Source organism: Pseudoxanthomonas sp. 97-1-1, from assembly GCF_057773125.1.
In genome coordinates this window covers 685,088-703,211 of sequence record NZ_JBYMTJ010000001.1, presented here as the reverse complement: position 1 = coordinate 703,211, position 18,124 = coordinate 685,088, and the positions used below count along the sequence as shown (strand labels likewise).

Annotated in this window: 14 protein-coding genes and 1 pseudogene; all 15 read right to left on the bottom strand. The window is 67.8% G+C overall.

Translation table 11 applies throughout. The annotated features are described in order from the left end of the window. Positions 1-29 precede the first annotated feature (29 nt). The 15 genes and pseudogenes from AC3DET_RS03390 to AC3DET_RS03320 all read right to left on the bottom strand — a co-directional run bounded on the left by AC3DET_RS03390 (position 30) and on the right by AC3DET_RS03320 (position 18,059). Positions 30-989 (bottom strand): acetyl-CoA carboxylase carboxyltransferase subunit alpha, encoded by a 960-nt coding sequence (locus tag AC3DET_RS03390; RefSeq protein WP_192200571.1) that lies wholly within the window; start codon positions 987-989, stop codon positions 30-32. A gap of 96 nt (positions 990-1,085) precedes the next feature. Then, complete coding sequence (dnaE, locus tag AC3DET_RS03385) at positions 1,086-4,661, bottom strand: DNA polymerase III subunit alpha (RefSeq protein WP_488390710.1); 3,576 nt, start codon at positions 4,659-4,661, stop codon at positions 1,086-1,088. Positions 4,662-4,845: 184 nt separating this feature from the next. Continuing rightward, positions 4,846-5,256 carry a hypothetical protein gene (locus tag AC3DET_RS03380; RefSeq protein ID WP_488390709.1) on the bottom strand — a complete coding sequence of 137 codons (411 nt, stop codon included), beginning with the start codon at positions 5,254-5,256 and terminating at the stop codon, positions 4,846-4,848. Positions 5,257-5,400: 144 nt separating this feature from the next. Then, positions 5,401-6,006 carry a ribonuclease HII gene (gene rnhB / locus AC3DET_RS03375; RefSeq protein WP_337730292.1) on the bottom strand — a complete coding sequence of 202 codons (606 nt, stop codon included), beginning with the start codon at positions 6,004-6,006 and terminating at the stop codon, positions 5,401-5,403. Between the two features lie 135 nt (positions 6,007-6,141). Further along, positions 6,142-7,305, bottom strand: a pseudogene (gene lpxB / locus AC3DET_RS03370) (lipid-A-disaccharide synthase); the annotation flags it as partial. A gap of 17 nt (positions 7,306-7,322) precedes the next feature. Further along, entirely contained in the window at positions 7,323-8,111 is a 789-nt protein-coding gene (gene lpxA / locus AC3DET_RS03365; protein WP_488390708.1) for an acyl-ACP--UDP-N-acetylglucosamine O-acyltransferase, read from the bottom strand. Position 8,112: 1 nt separating this feature from the next. Beyond that, complete coding sequence (fabZ, locus tag AC3DET_RS03360) at positions 8,113-8,568, bottom strand: 3-hydroxyacyl-ACP dehydratase FabZ (protein ID WP_488390707.1); 456 nt, start codon at positions 8,566-8,568, stop codon at positions 8,113-8,115. After that, positions 8,568-9,587 carry a UDP-3-O-(3-hydroxymyristoyl)glucosamine N-acyltransferase gene (lpxD, locus tag AC3DET_RS03355; protein ID WP_488390706.1) on the bottom strand — a complete coding sequence of 340 codons (1,020 nt, stop codon included), beginning with the start codon at positions 9,585-9,587 and terminating at the stop codon, positions 8,568-8,570. Before lpxD ends, fabZ begins: the two co-directional genes overlap by 1 nt. Positions 9,588-9,699: 112 nt before the next feature. Then, complete coding sequence (gene bamA / locus AC3DET_RS03350) at positions 9,700-12,180, bottom strand: outer membrane protein assembly factor BamA (RefSeq protein WP_337730289.1); 2,481 nt, start codon at positions 12,178-12,180, stop codon at positions 9,700-9,702. Positions 12,181-12,302: 122 nt separating this feature from the next. Then, positions 12,303-13,667 (bottom strand): RIP metalloprotease RseP, encoded by a 1,365-nt coding sequence (gene rseP, locus AC3DET_RS03345; protein ID WP_446537495.1) that lies wholly within the window; start codon positions 13,665-13,667, stop codon positions 12,303-12,305. Positions 13,668-13,680: 13 nt separating this feature from the next. After that, positions 13,681-14,868 (bottom strand): 1-deoxy-D-xylulose-5-phosphate reductoisomerase, encoded by a 1,188-nt coding sequence (locus AC3DET_RS03340; protein WP_488390705.1) that lies wholly within the window; start codon positions 14,866-14,868, stop codon positions 13,681-13,683. A 2-nt stretch (positions 14,869-14,870) separates the two neighbouring features. Beyond that, the gene (locus AC3DET_RS03335) at positions 14,871-15,731 is read right to left on the bottom strand and encodes a phosphatidate cytidylyltransferase (RefSeq protein WP_488390704.1); all 861 of its coding nucleotides are present in this window, start codon (positions 15,729-15,731) and stop codon (positions 14,871-14,873) included. Continuing rightward, entirely contained in the window at positions 15,728-16,486 is a 759-nt protein-coding gene (gene uppS, locus AC3DET_RS03330; protein ID WP_488390703.1) for a polyprenyl diphosphate synthase, read from the bottom strand. Before uppS ends, AC3DET_RS03335 begins: the two co-directional genes overlap by 4 nt. Before the next feature lie 8 nt (positions 16,487-16,494). Further along, positions 16,495-17,052, bottom strand: a complete 558-nt coding sequence (gene frr / locus AC3DET_RS03325) for a ribosome recycling factor (protein WP_142123811.1) — start codon at positions 17,050-17,052, stop codon at positions 16,495-16,497. Between the two features lie 77 nt (positions 17,053-17,129). Next, complete coding sequence (locus AC3DET_RS03320) at positions 17,130-18,059, bottom strand: cation diffusion facilitator family transporter (RefSeq protein ID WP_488390702.1); 930 nt, start codon at positions 18,057-18,059, stop codon at positions 17,130-17,132. Positions 18,060-18,124 lie beyond the last annotated feature (65 nt).

Here is an 18,124-nt window from a genome sequence, read left to right as displayed (position 1 = left end):
CGGCGCTTCAGTGGAGCTAAGGGCAGCGCTCAGGCGGCTTCGTACGCGCCGTAGCCACGCAGGCGCTCGTAACGCTTCTGCAGCAGTTGTTCGACCGGCAACTGCTCCAGCGCATCCAGTTCGTTGAGCAGCACGGCTTTCAGGCGCACGGCCATCTGGCGGGGATTGCGGTGCGCGCCGCCGATGGGCTCGCGCACGACCTTGTCGACCAGGCCGAGTCCGTGCAGGCGCTTGGCGGTCAGGCCCAGCTGCTCGGCGGCGTCCTTGGCCTTGGCGGCGTCCTTCCACAGGATCGACGCGCAGCCTTCCGGCGAGATCACCGAATAGGTGCCGTACTCGAGCATCAGCGTGCGATCGCCGACGCCGATGGCGAGCGCGCCGCCACTGCCGCCTTCGCCGATCACCGTGCAGATGATCGGGACCTTCAATTCGGCCATTTCCATCAGGTTGCGCGCGATGGCCTCCGACTGGCCGCGCTCTTCCGCGCCCACGCCCGGATAGGCGCCCGGGGTGTCGATGAAGGTCAGCAGCGGCAGCTTGAAGCGCTCGGCCATCTTCATCAGCCGCAGCGCCTTGCGGTAGCCCTCGGGGCGCGGCATGCCGAAGTTGCGGGCGATCTTGCTCTTGGTGTCGCGGCCCTTCTGGTGGCCGATGATCATCACGCTGCGGCCGTCGATGCGGCCCAGGCCGCCCACGATGGCGGCGTCGTCGGCGAACGCGCGATCGCCGGCGAGTTCCTGGAACTCGTCGCAGAACACCTTGATGTAGTCCAGCGTGTACGGGCGTGCCGGGTGGCGGGCCAGCTGCGAGACCTGCCACGGCGAGAGATCGCGGAAGATCTGCGCGGTGCGGATGCGCAGCTTGTCCTGCAGCGCGTGCACCTCGGCATCGACATTCACCGCCGGGCCGGTGCTGGCGGTGCGCAGGTCCTGGATCTTGGCTTCCAGATCGGCGATGGGCTGTTCGAAATCGAGGTAGTTCGGATTCATCTGCGGGCCAGGGGCCGGAAAGGGGGAAAGTGTAGCCGAAGCGTCCGGACGGTCACGTACGGGGGTGTAGGGCCGTGATGCGGTGCACGCGCTGTGTCAGTGCGTCCAGGGCCGATGGAACGCGGGCTTGGCCGTGCGTACGCCGGGCAGGGCGCGCAACGCATCCAGCAGCTCCGTGTCCACGCGCACGGCCTTCTGCCCATTGAGGTCCAGCATGCCGGCGATGGCGGACGTTCCCGCCGCCATCAACAGGTCGAGCCGCAACGGCGTACCGCCGGGCCGGTGCCGCGAAAGGAGGGCATCGACGCGCTGCCACAGACCGGGCACGCGCAGGTCCAGGCGAAGCTGCAGGCGTTGCGCGTGCTGCTGGCAGAGCTGGGTGTAGTCCCATACCTGGCGGATGCGCAGGCTGTAGCCACCGCTGAACTCGTCCTCGCGCAGGCCGCCCTTGATGACCAGCACGCGATCGCGCGTCAGCAGGGGACCGAACTCGGCCAGGGCGTCGGAGAACGCGCTGCATTCGATGCGACCGCACCCGTCCTCCAGCTGCACGAAGACCTGGCTGTCCCCCTTGCGTCGCACACCGACCACCTGGCCTGCGATCACGCAGGACACTTCGGGGCGCCAGCCTTTTTTCTCGCCGGGCGACTGGTTGGCCCAGATCGCGTCCAGATTGCCCAGGTCGTTACCGACCAGCGAGCGCAGGTCCTCGCGGTAAGGATCCATGGGGTGGCCGCTGAGATAGTGTCCCAGCGTCTCGCGCTCACCGTGCAGCAGCTGGGTCAGCGGCCATTCGTCGGTTTCGGGCAGATCGACGTGGATGTCGTCGCCGCCACTGCTGGAGCCGAACATGTCGACGATCCCGGCACTGCGGTTCTTGCTGATCTGGTCGATGGCCTTCAGGACTTCCGGCAACTGCAGCGCCAGCGATGCCCGGTTGCGGCCCAGCGCGTCCAGCGCGCCGGCATTGATCAGCGCTTCCAGAGCGCGCTTGTTCAACTTGGACGAATCGACGCGCTTGCAGAAATCGAGCAGGTCGGCGAACGGACCCTGCCTGGCGCTGGTCCCGTCGCCGCGGCGCGCTTCCACGATGCTCTCGCACACGCCCTGGCCGACGCCCTTCACCGCGCCCAGGCCGTAGCGGACCGTGCGGGCATCGGTGGCGACGAACATGAAATCGGAATGGTTGACGTCCGGCGGCAGCATGGTCAGGCCGAGTCCGCGCGCCTCGTCGAGGAAGCCGACCACCTTGTCGGTCTTGTCCATGTCGGACGACAGCGTGGCCGCCATGAATTCGGCGGGATAGTGCTTCTTGAGCCATGCCGTCTGGTAGGCGACCAGCGAGTATGCGGCGGCGTGCGACTTGTTGAAGCCGTAGCCGGCGAACTTCTCCATCAGGTCGAAGATTTCGTCGGCCTTGCGTTCGTCCACGCCGCCCTTCGCGGCACCCTCGCGGAAGATCTCGCGGTGCTTGGCCATTTCGGCCGGCACCTTCTTGCCCATCGCACGGCGCAACAGGTCGGCGCCGCCCAGCGAGTAGCCGCCGACGATCTGCGCCATCTGCATGACCTGCTCCTGGTAGACCATGATGCCGTAGGTCTCTTCCAGCATGGTCCGGGTGCGCGGATCGGGATATTCGAACTCCTCGCGCCCATGCTTGCGCTCGACGAACGACGGGATCATGTCCATCGGGCCGGGGCGGTACAGCGCATTCAGCGCGATCAGGTCTTCGAAGCGGTCGGGCTTGGCTTCCTTCAGCGCCCGCCGCATGCCCGAGGATTCGAACTGGAACACCGAGCCTGTGTTGCCATTGGCGAACACATCGCGATACACGCTGGCATCGTCGAGCGGGATGGTGGTGATGTCCACCGGCGGCAGGTCCGCACGCGCGTGGCGCTGGTTGATCGCCTTCACCGCCCAGTCGATGATCGTCAGCGTGCGCAGGCCCAGGAAGTCGAACTTCACCAGGCCGACCGCTTCCACGTCGTCCTTGTCGAACTGGGTGACCGGATTCTTGCCGCGGCCGTCCTCGTCGTGTTCGGCGAACAGCGGGCAGAAGTCCGACAGCGGCGATGGGGCGATCACCACGCCGCCGGCATGCTTGCCGGCGTTGCGGGTAAGGTCTTCCAGCTGGCGCGCCAGGTCGATCAGGTCGCGGACGTCGTCTTCATCGCGGTAGCGGTCGATCAGCTCCTGCGAGGCGGCCTCGCTGCTGCCTTCGCCCATCGCATCCTTCAGCGATACGCCCAGGATATTGGGGATCAGCTTGGCCACGCCGTCGACCAGGCCGTACGGAAAGCCGAGTACGCGGCCGGCATCGCGCACCACGGCCTTGGCCGCCATCGTGCCGTAGGTGATGATCTGGCTGACGCGGTCGCGGCCGTACTTGCGCGCGACGTAGTCGATCACCTCGTCGCGCCGGTCCATGCAGAAATCGATGTCGAAGTCGGGCATCGACACGCGTTCCGGGTTGAGGAAGCGCTCGAACAGCAGGCCGTAAGGCAACGGGTCAAGATCGGTGATCTGCAGTGCCCACGCCACCAGCGAACCGGCGCCGGAGCCGCGGCCCGGGCCGATCGGGATGCCGTTGTTCTTTCCCCACTGGATGAAGTCGGCCACGATCAGGAAGTAACCGGGGAACCCCATCTTGCAGATGGTGTCGAGCTCGAAATCCAGCCGCTTCTCGTAGTCCTCGCGCGTGTGGCCGGGCGCCAGCGGACTCTTCTCCAGGCGTGCCTTCAGTCCGGCGTGCGACTGGCTGCGGATCCAGCTGTCCAGCGTCTCGTCGTCGGGCACCGGATAGGCCGGGAGGAAGTAGGTTCCCAGGCGCATCTCGATGTTGCAGCGCTGCGCCAGCGCCAGCGTGTTGTCGATGGCGTCCGGCACGTCGGCGAACAGCGCGGCCATCTGCTCGCCCGACTTCATGTACTGCTCGGCGCTGTAGTCGCGCGGGCGCTTGGGGTCGTCCAGCACGCGACCGGAGGAAATGCACACGCGCGCCTCGTGCGCCTCGAACCCGTCCGGCGACAGGAAGCGCACATCATTGCTCGCGACCACCGGCAGGCCGCGTGCACCGGCGGCATGCAGGGCGAACGCATTGAAGGCTTCTTCGCCGTCGCGCTGCGTGCGGGTCAGTTCCAGGTGCAGGTCGTCGCCGAAGCTGCGTTGCCAGTCGGCCAGGTGCTGCTCGGCCAGATCATGGCGCCCGCCTTGGGCCAGGCGCCCCGCCATGCTCTGCCGGCCCATGATGGCGAACAGGCCGTCATGGTCGGCGCGCAGCCAATCCGGATGGATGGCGACGCCGTCGGTGCGGTGGCCTTCCATCCAGGCGCGGGACAACAGGCGCGACAGCGAGAGGTAGCCCTCGCGGTCGCGGCACAGCAGCGTCACCGTCCACGGCGCATCGCTGCCATCGGCCATCATCACATCGGCGCCCGCGATGGGCTTGATGCCGACGCCTTCGGCGGCCTTGTAGAACTTGACCAGTGCGAACAGGTTGTTGCGGTCGGTGACCGCCAGCGCGGGCATGCCCAGCTCGACCGCGCGGCTCAGCAGGTTGGGCTGCTTGGCTTTCTTCGGATCGGCGTGGTCCGGTTTCTCGGGCACGCGGATGATCGAATCCGCGAGCGAAAACTCGGTGTGCAGGTGCAGGTGGACGAAACGGGAAGACATGCCGGCTCGGAAGGCTGTCGGGGCAGCGTACCGGCGGCGGTGGGGAGGGGCAAGGCTTGACTTTCCCGGGCCGACGGAAAGCCCACGCCAAGGCAAAAAAGAAGCCGTCCACGGGGACGGCTCAGGGGAAAACCCGGGGATCGGGGTGCGGCGGCCCGCGTGCGGAGGCGCGGGCGAAGAGAGATCAGTGGATGCGGAACAGCGGTACCGGTTCGGGCGCATAGCTGCTGTCGCGCACGTGGCGCAGCTGGTGCTCCAGGGCGGCTTCGGCCACGCGCAGGACTTCCCAGTCGGCGCGGGTGAAATGCAGGGCATCCCGTGGGCAGCCGCGCAGCTGGGCCTCGAGATTGCGCAGCCGGCGGAAATCAAGGTAACCCGCGGTCTCGTCGGCGATCAGGGTCCAGGTGGCCTCATCCATCGTGATCGCGGTGGGTGAGCTCAGCGTGGCCATGGCCTGCTGCAGGCGGGTGCGCAGGCCGGGGTCATGCGTCCAGTCGCGGTCGGCCAGCATGCAGCGCAGCAGCTGCAGGCGTTCGTCGTCGATGTCGCGCGCAGTGGAAAGCGGGGAGGGGAGGGAGGTGGTGGACAGGGTCATGACAAGCCTCGTGGGGGCCGGTCCCGGCAGGGGGCGGGACCGCGTGACCATGCTGCCGGCCCGCAGCTGTGCGCGCGTCTGCAGGAAGCCATCGTGACCATGGACAGGGTGCCGTCGGTCATGCGCCGCCGGGCGCACCCACGACTACCGTGGCGCGAGAACGGCCCGCACCGGAGCGAAGCTGTGCCGGTGGTGGGGACACGGTCCGTGTTCCGCCAGCGCGCGCAGGTGCGCGGGCGTCGGATAACCCTTGTGCACGGCGAAGCCGTACTGCGGGAAGTCCGCGTGCAACCGCACCATCAGGCGATCACGCGACACCTTCGCCAGGATGGACGCCGCCATGATGGCGGGTTCGATCGCGTCGCCGCCGACCAGCGTCTCGGCCATGCAGTCGAGGCCTTTCGGAGCGCGGTTGCCGTCGATGCGGACCAGTTCCGGCAGTGGCCGGAGCGCGGCGATGGCACGGCGCATGCCTTCCAGGGTGGCCTGCAGGATATTGAGATGATCGATCTCGGCGGGCTCGACGAAGGTCACGTGCCACGCCAGCGCGCGCTCCTGGATCAGGGGGAACAGCGCCTCGCGTTTCGCTTCACTGAGTTGCTTGGAATCGTTCAGTCCGGCGATGGGGCGCGACGCATCCAGAATCACCGCGGCGACGGCGACCGGGCCCGCCAGCGGTCCGCGACCGGCTTCATCGACGCCGGCGACCAGGCGGACGTCGGGCATCGGGAACAGCGAGGCTGCGGTCATCGCGCGATGCCCCCTGTAGGAGCGACGTAAGTCGCGACCGCAGAAAGGATGCGCACGCGCCGCTCAGCTCCGAGGTGGATGCAAGCTTCCGGAGCAGGCGAGGAAGAAGCGAAATTCATGGCGTGCGGTCGCGACTTACGTCGCTCCTACAGGAGTGGGGACCAGCTCTGCCACTGCATCGGCAGCGCGCGCCGACGCATCCTGGCGCAACTGCTCGTGCAGTCGCAGATAGGTTGGCTGCAGCGAAGCGATGGCCTCCGGTTCGCGGAACCAGTGCAGCACGGCATTGGACAACTGCTCGGGTGTGCAATCGTCCTGCATCAGTTCCGGCGCGATGTCTTCCCCCGCCAGCACGTTGGGCAGCGCATACCGCTCCACCTTCAGCATTCCGAGGCCCTTGACGATGCGGTAGGTCAACGGCGCGATGCGATAGCCGACGACCATCGGCCGCTTGCACAGCATGGCCTCCAGGGTCGCCGTGCCGGAGGCGAGCAGGACGACATCGCTGGCGATCATCGCCTCGCGCGCGCGGCCGTCGAGCAGGCGCCAGGCGGGATCTGCGCCGTGCGCGGCGAACTGCGCTTCCAGCGCCAGGCGGCAGGCCGCATTGGCCGCAGGCACGACGATCTGCAGGCCGGGGATCTGCGCGGCCACCCGGCGTGCCGCCTCGAAGAAGGCCGGCGCAAGCCGTCCTATCTCGCCCAGGCGGCTGCCGGGCAGTACGGCCAGCACCGGTGCTTCGGTTGCCAGTCCCAATGCAGTGCGTGCAGCCGCGCGATCAGGCAGCAGCGCGATCTCGTCCGCCATCGGATGGCCCACGAAACGCGCGTCCACGCCATGGCGCGCATAGATCGGTGGTTCCATCGGGAACAGGCACAGCACGCGGTCCGCGCTGTGGCCGATCTTCTCGGCCCGCTTCTCGCGCCATGCCCATACCGACGGGCTCACGTAGTGCACGGTGCGCACGCCCTGCGCCTTGAGCCAGCGCTCGACACCGAGGTTGAAGTCGGGTGCGTCGATGCCGACGAACACATCGGGCGTCCAGTCCAGCACGCGCTGGCGGAACGCCTTGTGCAGGCGCAACAGCCGCGGCAGGTGGCGCAGCACCTCGGCCAGCCCCATGACCGCCAGCTCGTTCGCATCGAACCAGGTGTCGCATCCTGCGGCACGCATCGCATCGCCGCCGATGCCCGCGAATTCGGCATGCGGGAAGCGCTGCTTCAGCGCTTCGACGAGCCCCGCTCCCAGGCCATCGCCGGACGCCTCGCCCGCACACAGCGCGATGCGCAGCGGCCGCGCTGCGGATGTCGCCTGCATCACCGCTGCAACGGCCGTTCGCCGCTGTCGATGAAATGCAGCAGCGCCTTCACGTCATCGCTGGTCTGCGCCTGCTCGGCCAGTTGCTGCCTGGCGTCTGCCAGCGGCAGGCCGGCTACGTACAGCGTGCGGTACGCGCGCTTGATGGCGGCGATGCGCTCAGCGTCGAAACCGCGCCGCTTCAGGCCTTCGCTGTTGATGCCGCGCGGCCGGCCGGATGCTTCGCCCGCCACCATGGTGAACGGTGGCACGTCGCCGCTCAGCAGCACGCCCATGCCGATGAAGGCGTGGGCACCGATCCGGCAGAACTGGTGTACGCCCGCGAACCCGCTGAGGATGACCCAGTCTTCCACGGCCACGTGCCCGGCCAGCGTGGCGTTGTTGGAGAACACGCAGTGGTTGCCCACGATGCAGTCGTGCGCGACGTGCGTGTAGGCCAGCAGCATGTTGTCGCTGCCGATGCGGGTGATGCCGGTACCGGTGACGGTGCCACGGTTGAGCGTGACGAACTCGCGTACCTGGTTGCGGTCGCCAATGACAAGCTCGACGCGCTCGCCCTTGAATTTCTTGTCCTGCGGATCACCGCCGATGGCGGCATGCCCGGCGAAGTGGTTGTCGCGGCCGATGCGCGTGGGGCCGGTGACCGTGCAGTGGGGGCCGATCACCGTGCCAGCGCCGATCTCCACTTCCGGGCCGATGTAGGCGAACGGGCCGACGCGCACGCCTTCGCCCAGCTGCGCGCCGGGATCGACGACCGCGCTGGGATGGATGGCGGTGGGGGCGCTCATCTCAGCGGGTGTCCTCGGCGCACAGCACGTCGGCGCAGGCGACCTGTTCGCCGTTCACCGAGGCCACGCCGGTGTAGAAGGCCATGTTGCGGATCAGCCGCTTCAGGGTGACGTCCAGGTCCAGGCGGTCGCCCGGCACCACCATGCGGGTGAAGCGCGCGTTCTCCACTTTCACCATGTAGAACATCCGCCCGGCGGTATCGCCCTGGTGCGAGAGCTGGGTCAGCAGGCCGCCGGCCTGCGCCAGCGCCTCGATGATCAGCACGCCCGGCATGATCGGCCGCTCGGGGAAGTGGCCGGTGAAGAACGGTTCGTTCTGGGTGATGTTCTTGTAGGCCAGCACGCGCTTGTCCGGCTCCAGCTCCACCACGCGGTCCACCAGCAGGAACGGGTAACGGTGCGGCAGCAGCTTGCGGATGGTGGCGGCGTCGATGGGCAGTTGCAGGTCCAGGGTCATCAGGTTTCCTTGTCGGCCGCCAGCACGCGTCGTGCCAAGGCGTCCAGTTGCTTGAAGCGGGCGGCGTTCTTGCGCCAGGTACGGTTGTCGGTGAGCGGCGTGCCGCTGGAGTACTCGCCGGGTTCGGTGATCGAACTGGTCACCAGCGACATCGCGGTGACGACCACGCGGTCGCAGATCTCCAGGTGGCCCAGCACGCCGGCGGCTCCGCCGATCAGGCAGTAGCGGCCGATGCGCGCACTGCCGGCGGCGGCACTGCAACCGGCCATCGCGGTATGCGCACCGATGCGGACGTTGTGGCCGATCTGGATCTGGTTGTCGAGGCGGACGTCTTCTTCCAGCACCGTGTCGTCGAGCGCGCCACGGTCGATGGTGGTGTTGGCGCCGATCTCGCAGTCGTCGCCGATCACCACGCCGCCCAGCTGCGGCACCTTGATCCAGTGGCCGCTGTCCATCGCCAGGCCGAAACCATCGGCGCCGATCACGGCGCCGGGATGGACCAGCACGCGCTGGCCCAGGCGCACGCGCGTGACCAGGGTGACGCGGGCGATCAACTCGCAGCCGTCGCCCACGAGGCAGTCATCGCCGATCACGCAGCCTGGGCCGATCACGGCGCCCTCGCCGATGACGCTGCGTGCGCCCACCGTGACGAACGGACCCACATGGGCGCCCGGTGCGATGCGTGCGGTCGGATCGATCACGGCGCTGGTGTGCACCCCCGGTGCACGGTCCGGCTTGTTCTCGAACAGCGCGGCCATCCGGGCGAAGGCGGCGTAGGGGTCCTTGGCGATCAGGATGGCGCCGGTTGCGGCATCGGCATCGTCCGCCCGCAGGACGACCAGGCTGGCCCGGCTGTCCGCCAGCTGGGCGCGATAGCGGGTATTGGCGAGGAAGGCGAGCTGTCCGGCGTCGGCCCGCGCCAGCGTGGCGACGCCGTGGATGCGGAGGTCCGTATCGCCGCGCAGTTCGAGCCCGAAGCGCTCGGCCAGCTCGCCAGCGGTAAAGGATGGGGAGGTCATAGGGCGCGTAGTTTAGCCCCTGCGGCCCGCGAACCGCTTTCACGGTGGCGTATGGTGGACAGCAGACGGGGGGCTTGCGCCCCCCGTCGAATCGCCCGCATGGACGCTGGGATCAGAACGCGCCGCCGAAGGTGAACTGCAGGCGTTCCAGCTCGTCGCCGTCTTCCTTCTTGATCGGGAAGGCATAGCTGATCGAGATCGGGCCGACCGGCGCACGCCACAGCAGCGAGATACCGGTGGATGCGCGCAGCTCGCCGGCATCGAAGTTGTCCACGCCGTCGAACACGTTGCCGAAGTCGAAGAACGCCGCAACGCGCGCGGCGTTGGAGTCGAACAGCTTCGGGAAGATCAGTTCGACCGAGCCGGTGGTCTTCAGCGAACCACCCAGCGGCTGGCCGCGGTAGCCGGAAATGACCTCCGAGCGCGGGCCCAGCGTGTTGTCGCGGAAGCCACGCACGGACCGCGTGCCACCCGCGTAGAAGTTCTCGAAGAACGGCAGGCCCGTCGCGACCAGTGTCCGGTCCAGCGTGCCGCCGTCGGCGCACGTGCCATCCGCCGCCGGCGGGGTGGTGGTCCCCTGGCCCGGGATCTGCGGGTCGGAGCCGTTGGCGCGGCAGATGTAGCGGTAGATGTCCGAGCCGTAACTGTCGCCGTAGCCGATCTCGGCGCGGGTGTTCAGCACGAAAGCGGGGCTGAGCGACCAGTACTTCGAGAACTCGTAGTTGAGCTTGTAGTACTCGACGGTGGAGCCCGGGAGCGCGACTTCGGCCGAAATGCGCTGGTAGGTACCGCCCGTGGGCATGAAGTAGTCGTTGCGCGTATCGCGCGCCCAGCCGAGCTCGGCGCGCCAGGCGTGGAAGGTGCGCTGGCCGACGGCATCGATGTAGTCGATGATCGCCTGCGGCGTGGAGCCGCCGAAGGTCAGGATCTCGTTGCTGTCGACGCCGAACAGCAGCGAGACGGTGTCGTTCTCGGAGATCGGCAGGCCCAGGACGCCTTGCGCGGCAGCGCTGGTGGTGGAGTACTGGGCGGTGTTGAAGTCCGAGTAGTCGAACTCGCGCCACCACAGGTTGTAGCCCAGCGACATGCCTTCGTCGGTGAAGAACGGGTTGGTGTAGGAGAACGAATAGCGCTGCAGGTAGTCGCTGCGCTGCGCTTCCACCGACACGCGGTTGCCGCCGCCGAGGAAGTTGTTCTGCGACAACTGGATCGACGTGGTCAGGCCGGACAGCTGCGAATAGCCCAAGCCGAACACGAAGCTGCCCGAGGTGGTTTCCTTCACGTTGAACACCACGTCGACCTGGTCGGTCGTGCCCGGCACGGGCGTGGTTTCCGCGTCCACCGTCTCGAAGTAGCCCAGGCGGCGCAGGCGCACGCGCGAGCGGTCCACGGCGACCTGGGAGAACCAGCTGCCTTCGAACTGGCGCATCTCGCGACGCAGCACTTCATCGGCCGTGCGCGTGTTGCCCTTGAAGGTGATGCGGCGCACGTTGACGCGCGGGCCGGGCACCACCTGCAGGTTGATCGCGACGGTACGGTTCTCGCGATCGATGGTGGGGATCGGATTCACCTGCGCGAACGCATACCCGATGTTGCCCAGTGTCGAGGTGATGGTATCGGACGTCATCTCGAGCAGGATGCGTGAGAAGGTCTGCTCCGGCTTCACGATCACCAGCTTCTCGATTTCTTCCTTCGGCAGCACCGTGTCGCCGGTGACCTTCACGTCGGAAATCTTGTACTGCTCGCCTTCGGTGATGCCGGCGGAGATGAACATGTCGCGCTTGTCGGGGCTGATCGACACCTGGGTGGAGTCGATGCTGAAGTCCACGTAGCCGCGGTCCAGGTACCAGGAGTTCAGGCGCTCCATGTCGCCCGACAGCTTCTCCTTCGAGTACTGGTCGTCGCGGCGGTACCAGGACAGCCAGGTGCTTTCCTTGGACTCCCAGTTCTCCAGCAGGTCCTCGGTGGGGAACTTCTCGGCGCCGATCACGTTGACGTGCTTGATCTTGGCCGCCTTGCCTTCCTTGACGGCAATGGTCACGTCCACGCGGTTGCGGTCGAGCGGGCTGACCGTGGGGGTGATCTCGACGTTGTACTTGCCGCGGTTGTTGTACTGGCGCACCAGTTCCTGGGTGACGCGGTCCAGGCTCAGGCGGTCGAAGGTCTCGCCCTCGGCAAGCCCGATGTCCTTCAGGCCCGTCAGCAGGTCTTCGGTCTTGATGTCCTTGTTGCCGGTGAGGGTCAACTTGTTGATCGCCGGGCGCTCGGTGACGGTCACCACCAGGATGTCGCCCTGGCGGTCGAGCTTCACGTCCTCGAAGAAGCCGGTCTTGTACAGCGCGCGGATCGACTCGGACACGCCGGCCGAGGTGACCTGGTCGCCCCGTTCGATCGGCAGGTAGGTGAGGACGGTACCGGTGGAGATGCGCTGCAGGCCATCGATGCGGATATCCGTGGCGGTGAACGACGCGCTGCCCAGCGGCTCGGCCATTGCGGGTGCGGCGGCGGGTTCCGTCGTCTGGGCCAGTGCCGGCATGGCGATGGCCGAAGCCAGGGCGAGGGCAATCAGGCGGCGGGAAGGCAGTCGCGTCATCATTACATCCGGTTGGGGTGGTTCCTGCAGAGCAGGGGTGGATCGCAGGGCCGCGGTCCGGGGTGTCGCCAGGAAGGGACAGGCCGACTTGGAGCGGGCCTGCCCGGGAAAGTTCAGGGGCATCAGGTCACCAGACGCAGGATGTCGTTGTAGAACGCCAATCCCATCAGGCCCGCCAGTGCGGCCAGGCCCATATATTGTCCGGCCACCATGTGGCGCTCGCTCAAGGGGCTGCCCTTGACCAATTCAATAAGGTAATACAGCAGGTGGCCGCCGTCCAAGACGGGGATCGGCAGCAGGTTGATGATGGCCAGGCTCAGCGACATGGCCGCCAGGAACCAGAGGAACCAATCCGGCCCGCGCTTGGCGGAGACATTGGCGACCTGGGCAATGGTGATGGGGCCCGAAACGTTCTTCAGCGAGGCGTCCCCGGTGAGCATCCGGCGGATCATGCCCAGCGAGTCCGAGGTCAGCTTGCCGGTTTCGCGCAGGGCGGCCGGGATGGCGGCGACCGGGCCGTAGTGGAGCGTGGCGTCGTAGCCGGGCATCTGCACCTTCGCGGGAGGCGCCAGGCCCAGGGCCCAGTAGTCGCCCTGGCCTGCGTCGGGATGCCGGGTCCGGCGTGGCGCCAGTTCGAAGGCCAGGCGCTCGCCGGCACGGTCGACTTCGATCATGGCCGCGCCTCCGCGTTTGCCCAGTGCATCGACCTCGGTGGCGATGTCGTTGAAGCCGTGTACCGGCTGGCCATCCACGGCCGTCACCACGTCGCCCACGTGCAGCACGCCATCGGCGGCCGAGCCCGGGGTGACCTTGCCGATGACCGCCGGCGTCATCCAGTGCCGCCAGACCAGCCCGCTCAGGCCGATGGCGTTCTCCTGGTCGAACCCGACCGGCAGGCGGGACAGCGGCAGCGTGCGGGTCAGCTGGCTGCCGGAGGCGGTTTCCACCTCGACCGGAACGTCATCACCATCGATGGCGGCCTTGGTGAGCACGATGGAGGCGTCGGTCCAGGTATCGATCCCGCGGTCGCCGATCCGGACGATCCTGTCGCCGCGCATGAAGCCCGCATCGGCGGCAATGCCACTGACGCTGCCCAGCGTGGCCGAGTAGTCCTGCTTGCCCAGCACGAACATGGCCCACAGCAGGACGACGCAGAGCAGGACGTTCGCCAGCGGGCCGGCGGCGACCACGGCGATGCGCTGCCAGACCGACTTGCGGTTGAACGCCTGGTCCTGTTGCGCGGCGGGGACGTCGCCCTCGGCTTCGTCCAGCATCTTGACGTAGCCACCCAGCGGGATGGCCGCGATGGCGAACTCGGTGCCGTGGCGATCGCGGCGCGACCACAGCGGCTTGCCGAAGCCCACCGAGAAACGCAGCACCTTCACCCCGCAACGGCGCGCCACCCAGTAGTGGCCGAATTCGTGGAACGTGACCAGCACGCCCAGGGCCACGATCATCCACCAGATTGAGCCCAGCACGTCACTCATCGGATGTCGGCGCTCATGGGAAGAGATGGCCTGCGAGGTTGCGTTCGGTAAGTCGGCGTGCCTGCGCATCCGCTTCCAGCAGCGCATCCAGCGAATCGGCCGGCGTTGCGGGCAACGCGGCGAGGGCATCCTCGACCAGCGCAGGAATGGATAGGAAACCGATCCGGCCCTGAAGAAAGGCTGAAACTGCGACTTCGTTCGCAGCGTTCAGGACCGCTGGCGCCGTGCCGCCGGCCGTCATGGCGTGCCAGGCCAGCCGCAGGCAGGGAAAGGCATCCAGGTCGGGCGCCTCGAAGTCCAACCGGGGATGCCGCAACAGGTCCAGGCCCGGCACACCCGATGCGATCCTGTCCGGCCAGCCCAGTCCCACGGCCAGCGACGTACGCATGTCGGGCAGCCCCAACTGCGCCAGCGTGGAACCATCGACGAATTCCACGAGGGAGTGCACCAGGCTCTGCGGATGTACCAGCACGTCCAGCCGTTCGCGCTCCACGCCGAACAGGTGATGGGCCTCGATCAGTTCCAGCCCCTTGTTCATCAGGGTCGCCGAGTCGACTGAAATCTTCGGGCCCATCGACCATTTGGGATGGGCGACGGCCTGTTCGCGCGTGACCTGGGCGAGCGCCGCGCGGCTCCAGCCGCGGAACGGGCCACCCGACGCGGTCAGCACGATGCGGCTGACCTCGCCCTGAGCCTGTCGTGAACGCAGACACTGGAAGATCGCGTTGTGCTCGCTGTCTATCGGGATGATCTCGGCACCCGCGGCATCTGCGGCGGCGGTCATCAGCTCACCGGCGAGGACGAGCGACTCCTTGTTGGCCAGCAGCAGGCGCTTCCCGGCGCGGGCCGCCGCCAGCGTCGACGACAGGCCGGCGGCACCCACGATGGCGGCGACGACGATGTCGCAGCCAGGGTCGGACACCAGCGCGTCCAGTGCGGCGGCACCGGCATGTGCACGAGTCGCCAGCCCGGCGTCGGACAGGCCGTCACGCAGGCGTGCGAACTGGCTTTCGTCGGCGACGACGGCATGGTCCGGGCGGTGCAGGACGCACAGCGCAAGCAACGCATCCACACTGCTGCCGGCGGCAAGCACGCTGGCGCGATAGCGCTCGGGGTGGCGCGCGACGACATCCAGCGTCGATGCTCCGATGGAGCCGGTCGCGCCGAGAACCGCCACGTTGCGTTGTGCGTGCGCGGCCATGCTCAGAATCCGAAGACTTCCTTGCCCAGCACGAAGATGGGCAGTGCCGCCAGCACGCCGTCGATGCGGTCCAGCACGCCGCCATGGCCGGGGATCACGTCACCCGAATCCTTGGCGCCGACATGCCGCTTGAGCAGGCTTTCGAACAGGTCGCCGACCACCGAGAACAGCACGGTGAACACCGCCACCAGCAGCACGCCGGGCACCTGCGCCACGTCTACACCGGCGATGAGTGCACCGACGCCCGCCACCAGCATGCCCGCAGCCAGGCCACCGAGCAGCCCTTCCAGCGTCTTGTTGGGACTGATGCGCGGAGCGAGCTTCCTGCCGCGGAACCAGCGGCCGCCGAAGTGGCGCCCTGCGAAATATGCGCCGCTGTCGGCCGCCCAGACGATGGCCAGCGCGACGAACAACCAGATGTGTCCGTTCGGCTCGGAGGAGTGGATCAGGCCCAGCGCGCACCAGGCGGGCACCACAGCCAGCGTGCCGGCGGCCAGCTTGAACACGCGCGCCCAGGTCTCGTGATCGGACGCGAAATGGAAGAAGCGCAGCCACAGCAACGCCAGCAGCCACCACGCCGCGCCCACGAGGGCCATCAGGCGCAAGGGGACCAGATCGGTGGATCCGCGCGACGCCCACACCAGCAGCACCATCAGCAGCAGGTTGGCGGTCAGCAGCACGGTGCGCTGCAGGGTGTCGTCGATCTCGGCGAGCTTGAACCACTCCCACAGCCCGACCAGGAACACCAGCGCCGCCAGCATCACCAGCCACGACGTGGGCAGCAGCAGGATGGCGCCGATGGCGAAGGGCGCCATCACCAGCGCTGCGATGACGCGGGTGCGGGTGGCGCTGGGCGTGCTCATGCGGTTGTGTCCTCGTGGGTGCCGCTGGCGATCTGCGCGCTGGTCAGGCCGAAGCGGCGCTCGCGCTGCGCGAAGTCGTCCAGGGCGCGCTGCAGCAGCGTCGCGTCCAGGTCGGGCCACAGTACGTCGGTGAACCAGAGTTCGGTATAGGCCAATTGCCACAGCAGGAAATTGCTGATGCGATGGTCGCCACCGGTGCGGATGAAGAGGTCGGGCGGCGGCAGGTCGGCCAGCGCGACGTGGGCGCCGAGCGTTGCTTCGTCGATGTCCTCGGGGCGCAGGCGTCCGGCGGCGACGTCGGCGGCCAGTGCACGCGCCGCGTGCGCGATGTCCTGGCGCCCGCCATAGCTGGCCGCGATGACGAGGTGCAGGCGTGTGTTGCCGCGGGTCAGCGCCTCGGCCGCGTCCATGCGTGCGCGGATGTCGGCGGAGAATCGTGCGCGGTCGCCGATGAAACGCACGCGCACCTCGCGGCGGTGCAGTTCGTCGACTTCGCGGTCCAGCGCGTTGAGGAACAGCTTCATCAGCGCGCCGACTTCTTCCTCGGGGCGACCCCAGTTCTCGCTGGAGAACGCGAACAGGGTTAGCGCGCCGATGCCGCGGTCCAAGCAGAAATCGATGCAGGTATTGACCGCGCGCGCGCCGGCGCGATGGCCGATCACGCGCGGGCGACGACGTCGTTCGGCCCACCGGCCATTGCCGTCCATGATGACGGCCAGATGGCGGGGCACGGACGCGGGGACGGCAGGGGACATGGCAGTCCTCAGACCGCCATCAGTTCCTGTTCCTTGGCCTTGACCACGTCGTCGACGTCCTTGATGGACTTGTCGGTCAGCTTCTGGATCTCGTCCTCGGTACGACGCTCCTCGTCCTCGGTGATCTGCTTGTCCTTCAACAGGTCCTTGACCTGCTGGTTGGCATCGCGGCGGATGTTGCGGATCGCCACCTTCGCGTCCTCGCCTTCGCCATGGACGACCTTGGAGAGCTCCTTGCGACGTTCTTCGGTCAGCGCCGGCAGGTTCAGGCGGATGGTGGTGCCGGCGGTATTCGGGGTCAGGCCCAGGTCGGATGCCAGGATGGCCTTCTCGACCGCGCTGACCATCTGCTTTTCCCACGGCGTGATCGTGAGCGAGCGGGAGTCGGAGACGGTCACGGTGGCGACCTGGCTCAGCGGCATGTCCGATCCGTAGTAGTTGACCTTCAGGTGCTCGACCAGGGCAGTGGAAGCGCGTCCGGTGCGGACCTTCACCAGCGTGTGGCGGAGCGCCTCGATGCTCTTGGTCATGCGCGCCTGCGCGTCTTTCTTGATGTCGTTGAGCATCGCCCTTTCCGTTGCAAAGCCTGTAAACGACCGATTATAGGGCGATTCGGTGCCGTTGCCGACCGTCCGCGCGCCGTTCAGTGGGAATGATGCGGCGCCGCATCGTGCAGGTCATGGCCGCATGTGGCGCCGCGTTCGATCTGCAGGGTGGCGTGGTTGATGCCGAAGGTGTGGTCCAGCGCATGCACGGTGGCGTCGATGAAGGCGTCGTGGTCGTCTTCGCGCGCCCGTACCAGGTGGGCGGTCAATGCGATCTCGCCCGCGCCCAGCGACCAGATGTGCAGGTGGTGTACGGCCGACACGCCGGGCCGGGCCTTCAGGAACGCGCCGACCTCGACGGGGTCGATGCTGGGCGGCACGGCGTCCATCGCGGCATCGAAACTGTCGCGCAGCAAGCCCCACGAGCCCACGGCGACCACCGCCGCGATCAGCAGCGCCGTGGCCGGGTCCAGCCATGCCCACCCCAGCGTGGCCATGCCCACGCCGGCAAGCACGGCGGCCAGCGACACCGCGGCATCCGCCATCAGGTGCAGGAAGGCGCCACGCTTGTTCAGGTCATGGGCGTGCCCGTCCTTCACCAGCCACGCGGCGCCCAGGTTGACCAGGATGCCCAGTGCCGCCACCACGATGACGGGTGTGGCCGGGATCTCCGGCGGCGCGCTGAAGCGCCGGAAGGCCTCCCAGCCCAGTGCACCGGAGAAGACCATCAGCAGCACCGCGTTGGCGAGCGGGGAGAGCAGGGTGGCGCGACGCCAGCCGTAGGTGTGCCGGCCACGCGGTGCGCGCCTCGCCAGGGCGGCGGCACTCCACGCCAGCGCCAGGCCCAGCACGTCGCCGAGGTTGTGCAGGGCATCGGACAGCAGCGCCAGCGAATTGGTGTGGAAGCCGTAACCAGCTTCGAGCACGGTGTACGCCAGGTTGATCAGCGTGACCCAGGCGAAAGTGCGTGTCGCCGACGCGTGCGGGTGGGCGTGTGGCCCGTGACCGTGGTGGTGTCCGTGTCCCATGGTGGACTAGGGTGCCGGCCGGGGCTGGCCGGACACTATTACAGCAAGCGAAGGGGCACGCGCCG

Bases quoted from the DNA above. Each gene is read 5' to 3' on its own strand.
- AC3DET_RS03390 (WP_192200571.1), bottom strand. From the start codon at position 989: ATGAATCCGAACTACCTCGATTTCGAACAGCCCATCGCCGATCTGGAA.
- dnaE (WP_488390710.1), bottom strand. From the start codon at position 4,661: ATGTCTTCCCGTTTCGTCCACCTGCACCTGCACACCGAGTTTTCGCTC.
- AC3DET_RS03380 (WP_488390709.1), bottom strand. From the start codon at position 5,256: ATGACCCTGTCCACCACCTCCCTCCCCTCCCCGCTTTCCACTGCGCGC.
- rnhB (WP_337730292.1), bottom strand. From the start codon at position 6,006: ATGACCGCAGCCTCGCTGTTCCCGATGCCCGACGTCCGCCTGGTCGCC.
- lpxA (WP_488390708.1), bottom strand. From the start codon at position 8,111: ATGAGCGCCCCCACCGCCATCCATCCCAGCGCGGTCGTCGATCCCGGC.
- fabZ (WP_488390707.1), bottom strand. From the start codon at position 8,568: ATGACCCTGGACCTGCAACTGCCCATCGACGCCGCCACCATCCGCAAG.
- lpxD (WP_488390706.1), bottom strand. From the start codon at position 9,587: ATGACCTCCCCATCCTTTACCGCTGGCGAGCTGGCCGAGCGCTTCGGG.
- bamA (WP_337730289.1), bottom strand. From the start codon at position 12,180: ATGACGCGACTGCCTTCCCGCCGCCTGATTGCCCTCGCCCTGGCTTCG.
- rseP (WP_446537495.1), bottom strand. From the start codon at position 13,667: ATGAGTGACGTGCTGGGCTCAATCTGGTGGATGATCGTGGCCCTGGGC.
- AC3DET_RS03340 (WP_488390705.1), bottom strand. From the start codon at position 14,868: ATGGCCGCGCACGCACAACGCAACGTGGCGGTTCTCGGCGCGACCGGC.
- AC3DET_RS03335 (WP_488390704.1), bottom strand. From the start codon at position 15,731: ATGAGCACGCCCAGCGCCACCCGCACCCGCGTCATCGCAGCGCTGGTG.
- uppS (WP_488390703.1), bottom strand. From the start codon at position 16,486: ATGTCCCCTGCCGTCCCCGCGTCCGTGCCCCGCCATCTGGCCGTCATC.
- frr (WP_142123811.1), bottom strand. From the start codon at position 17,052: ATGCTCAACGACATCAAGAAAGACGCGCAGGCGCGCATGACCAAGAGC.
- AC3DET_RS03320 (WP_488390702.1), bottom strand. From the start codon at position 18,059: ATGGGACACGGACACCACCACGGTCACGGGCCACACGCCCACCCGCAC.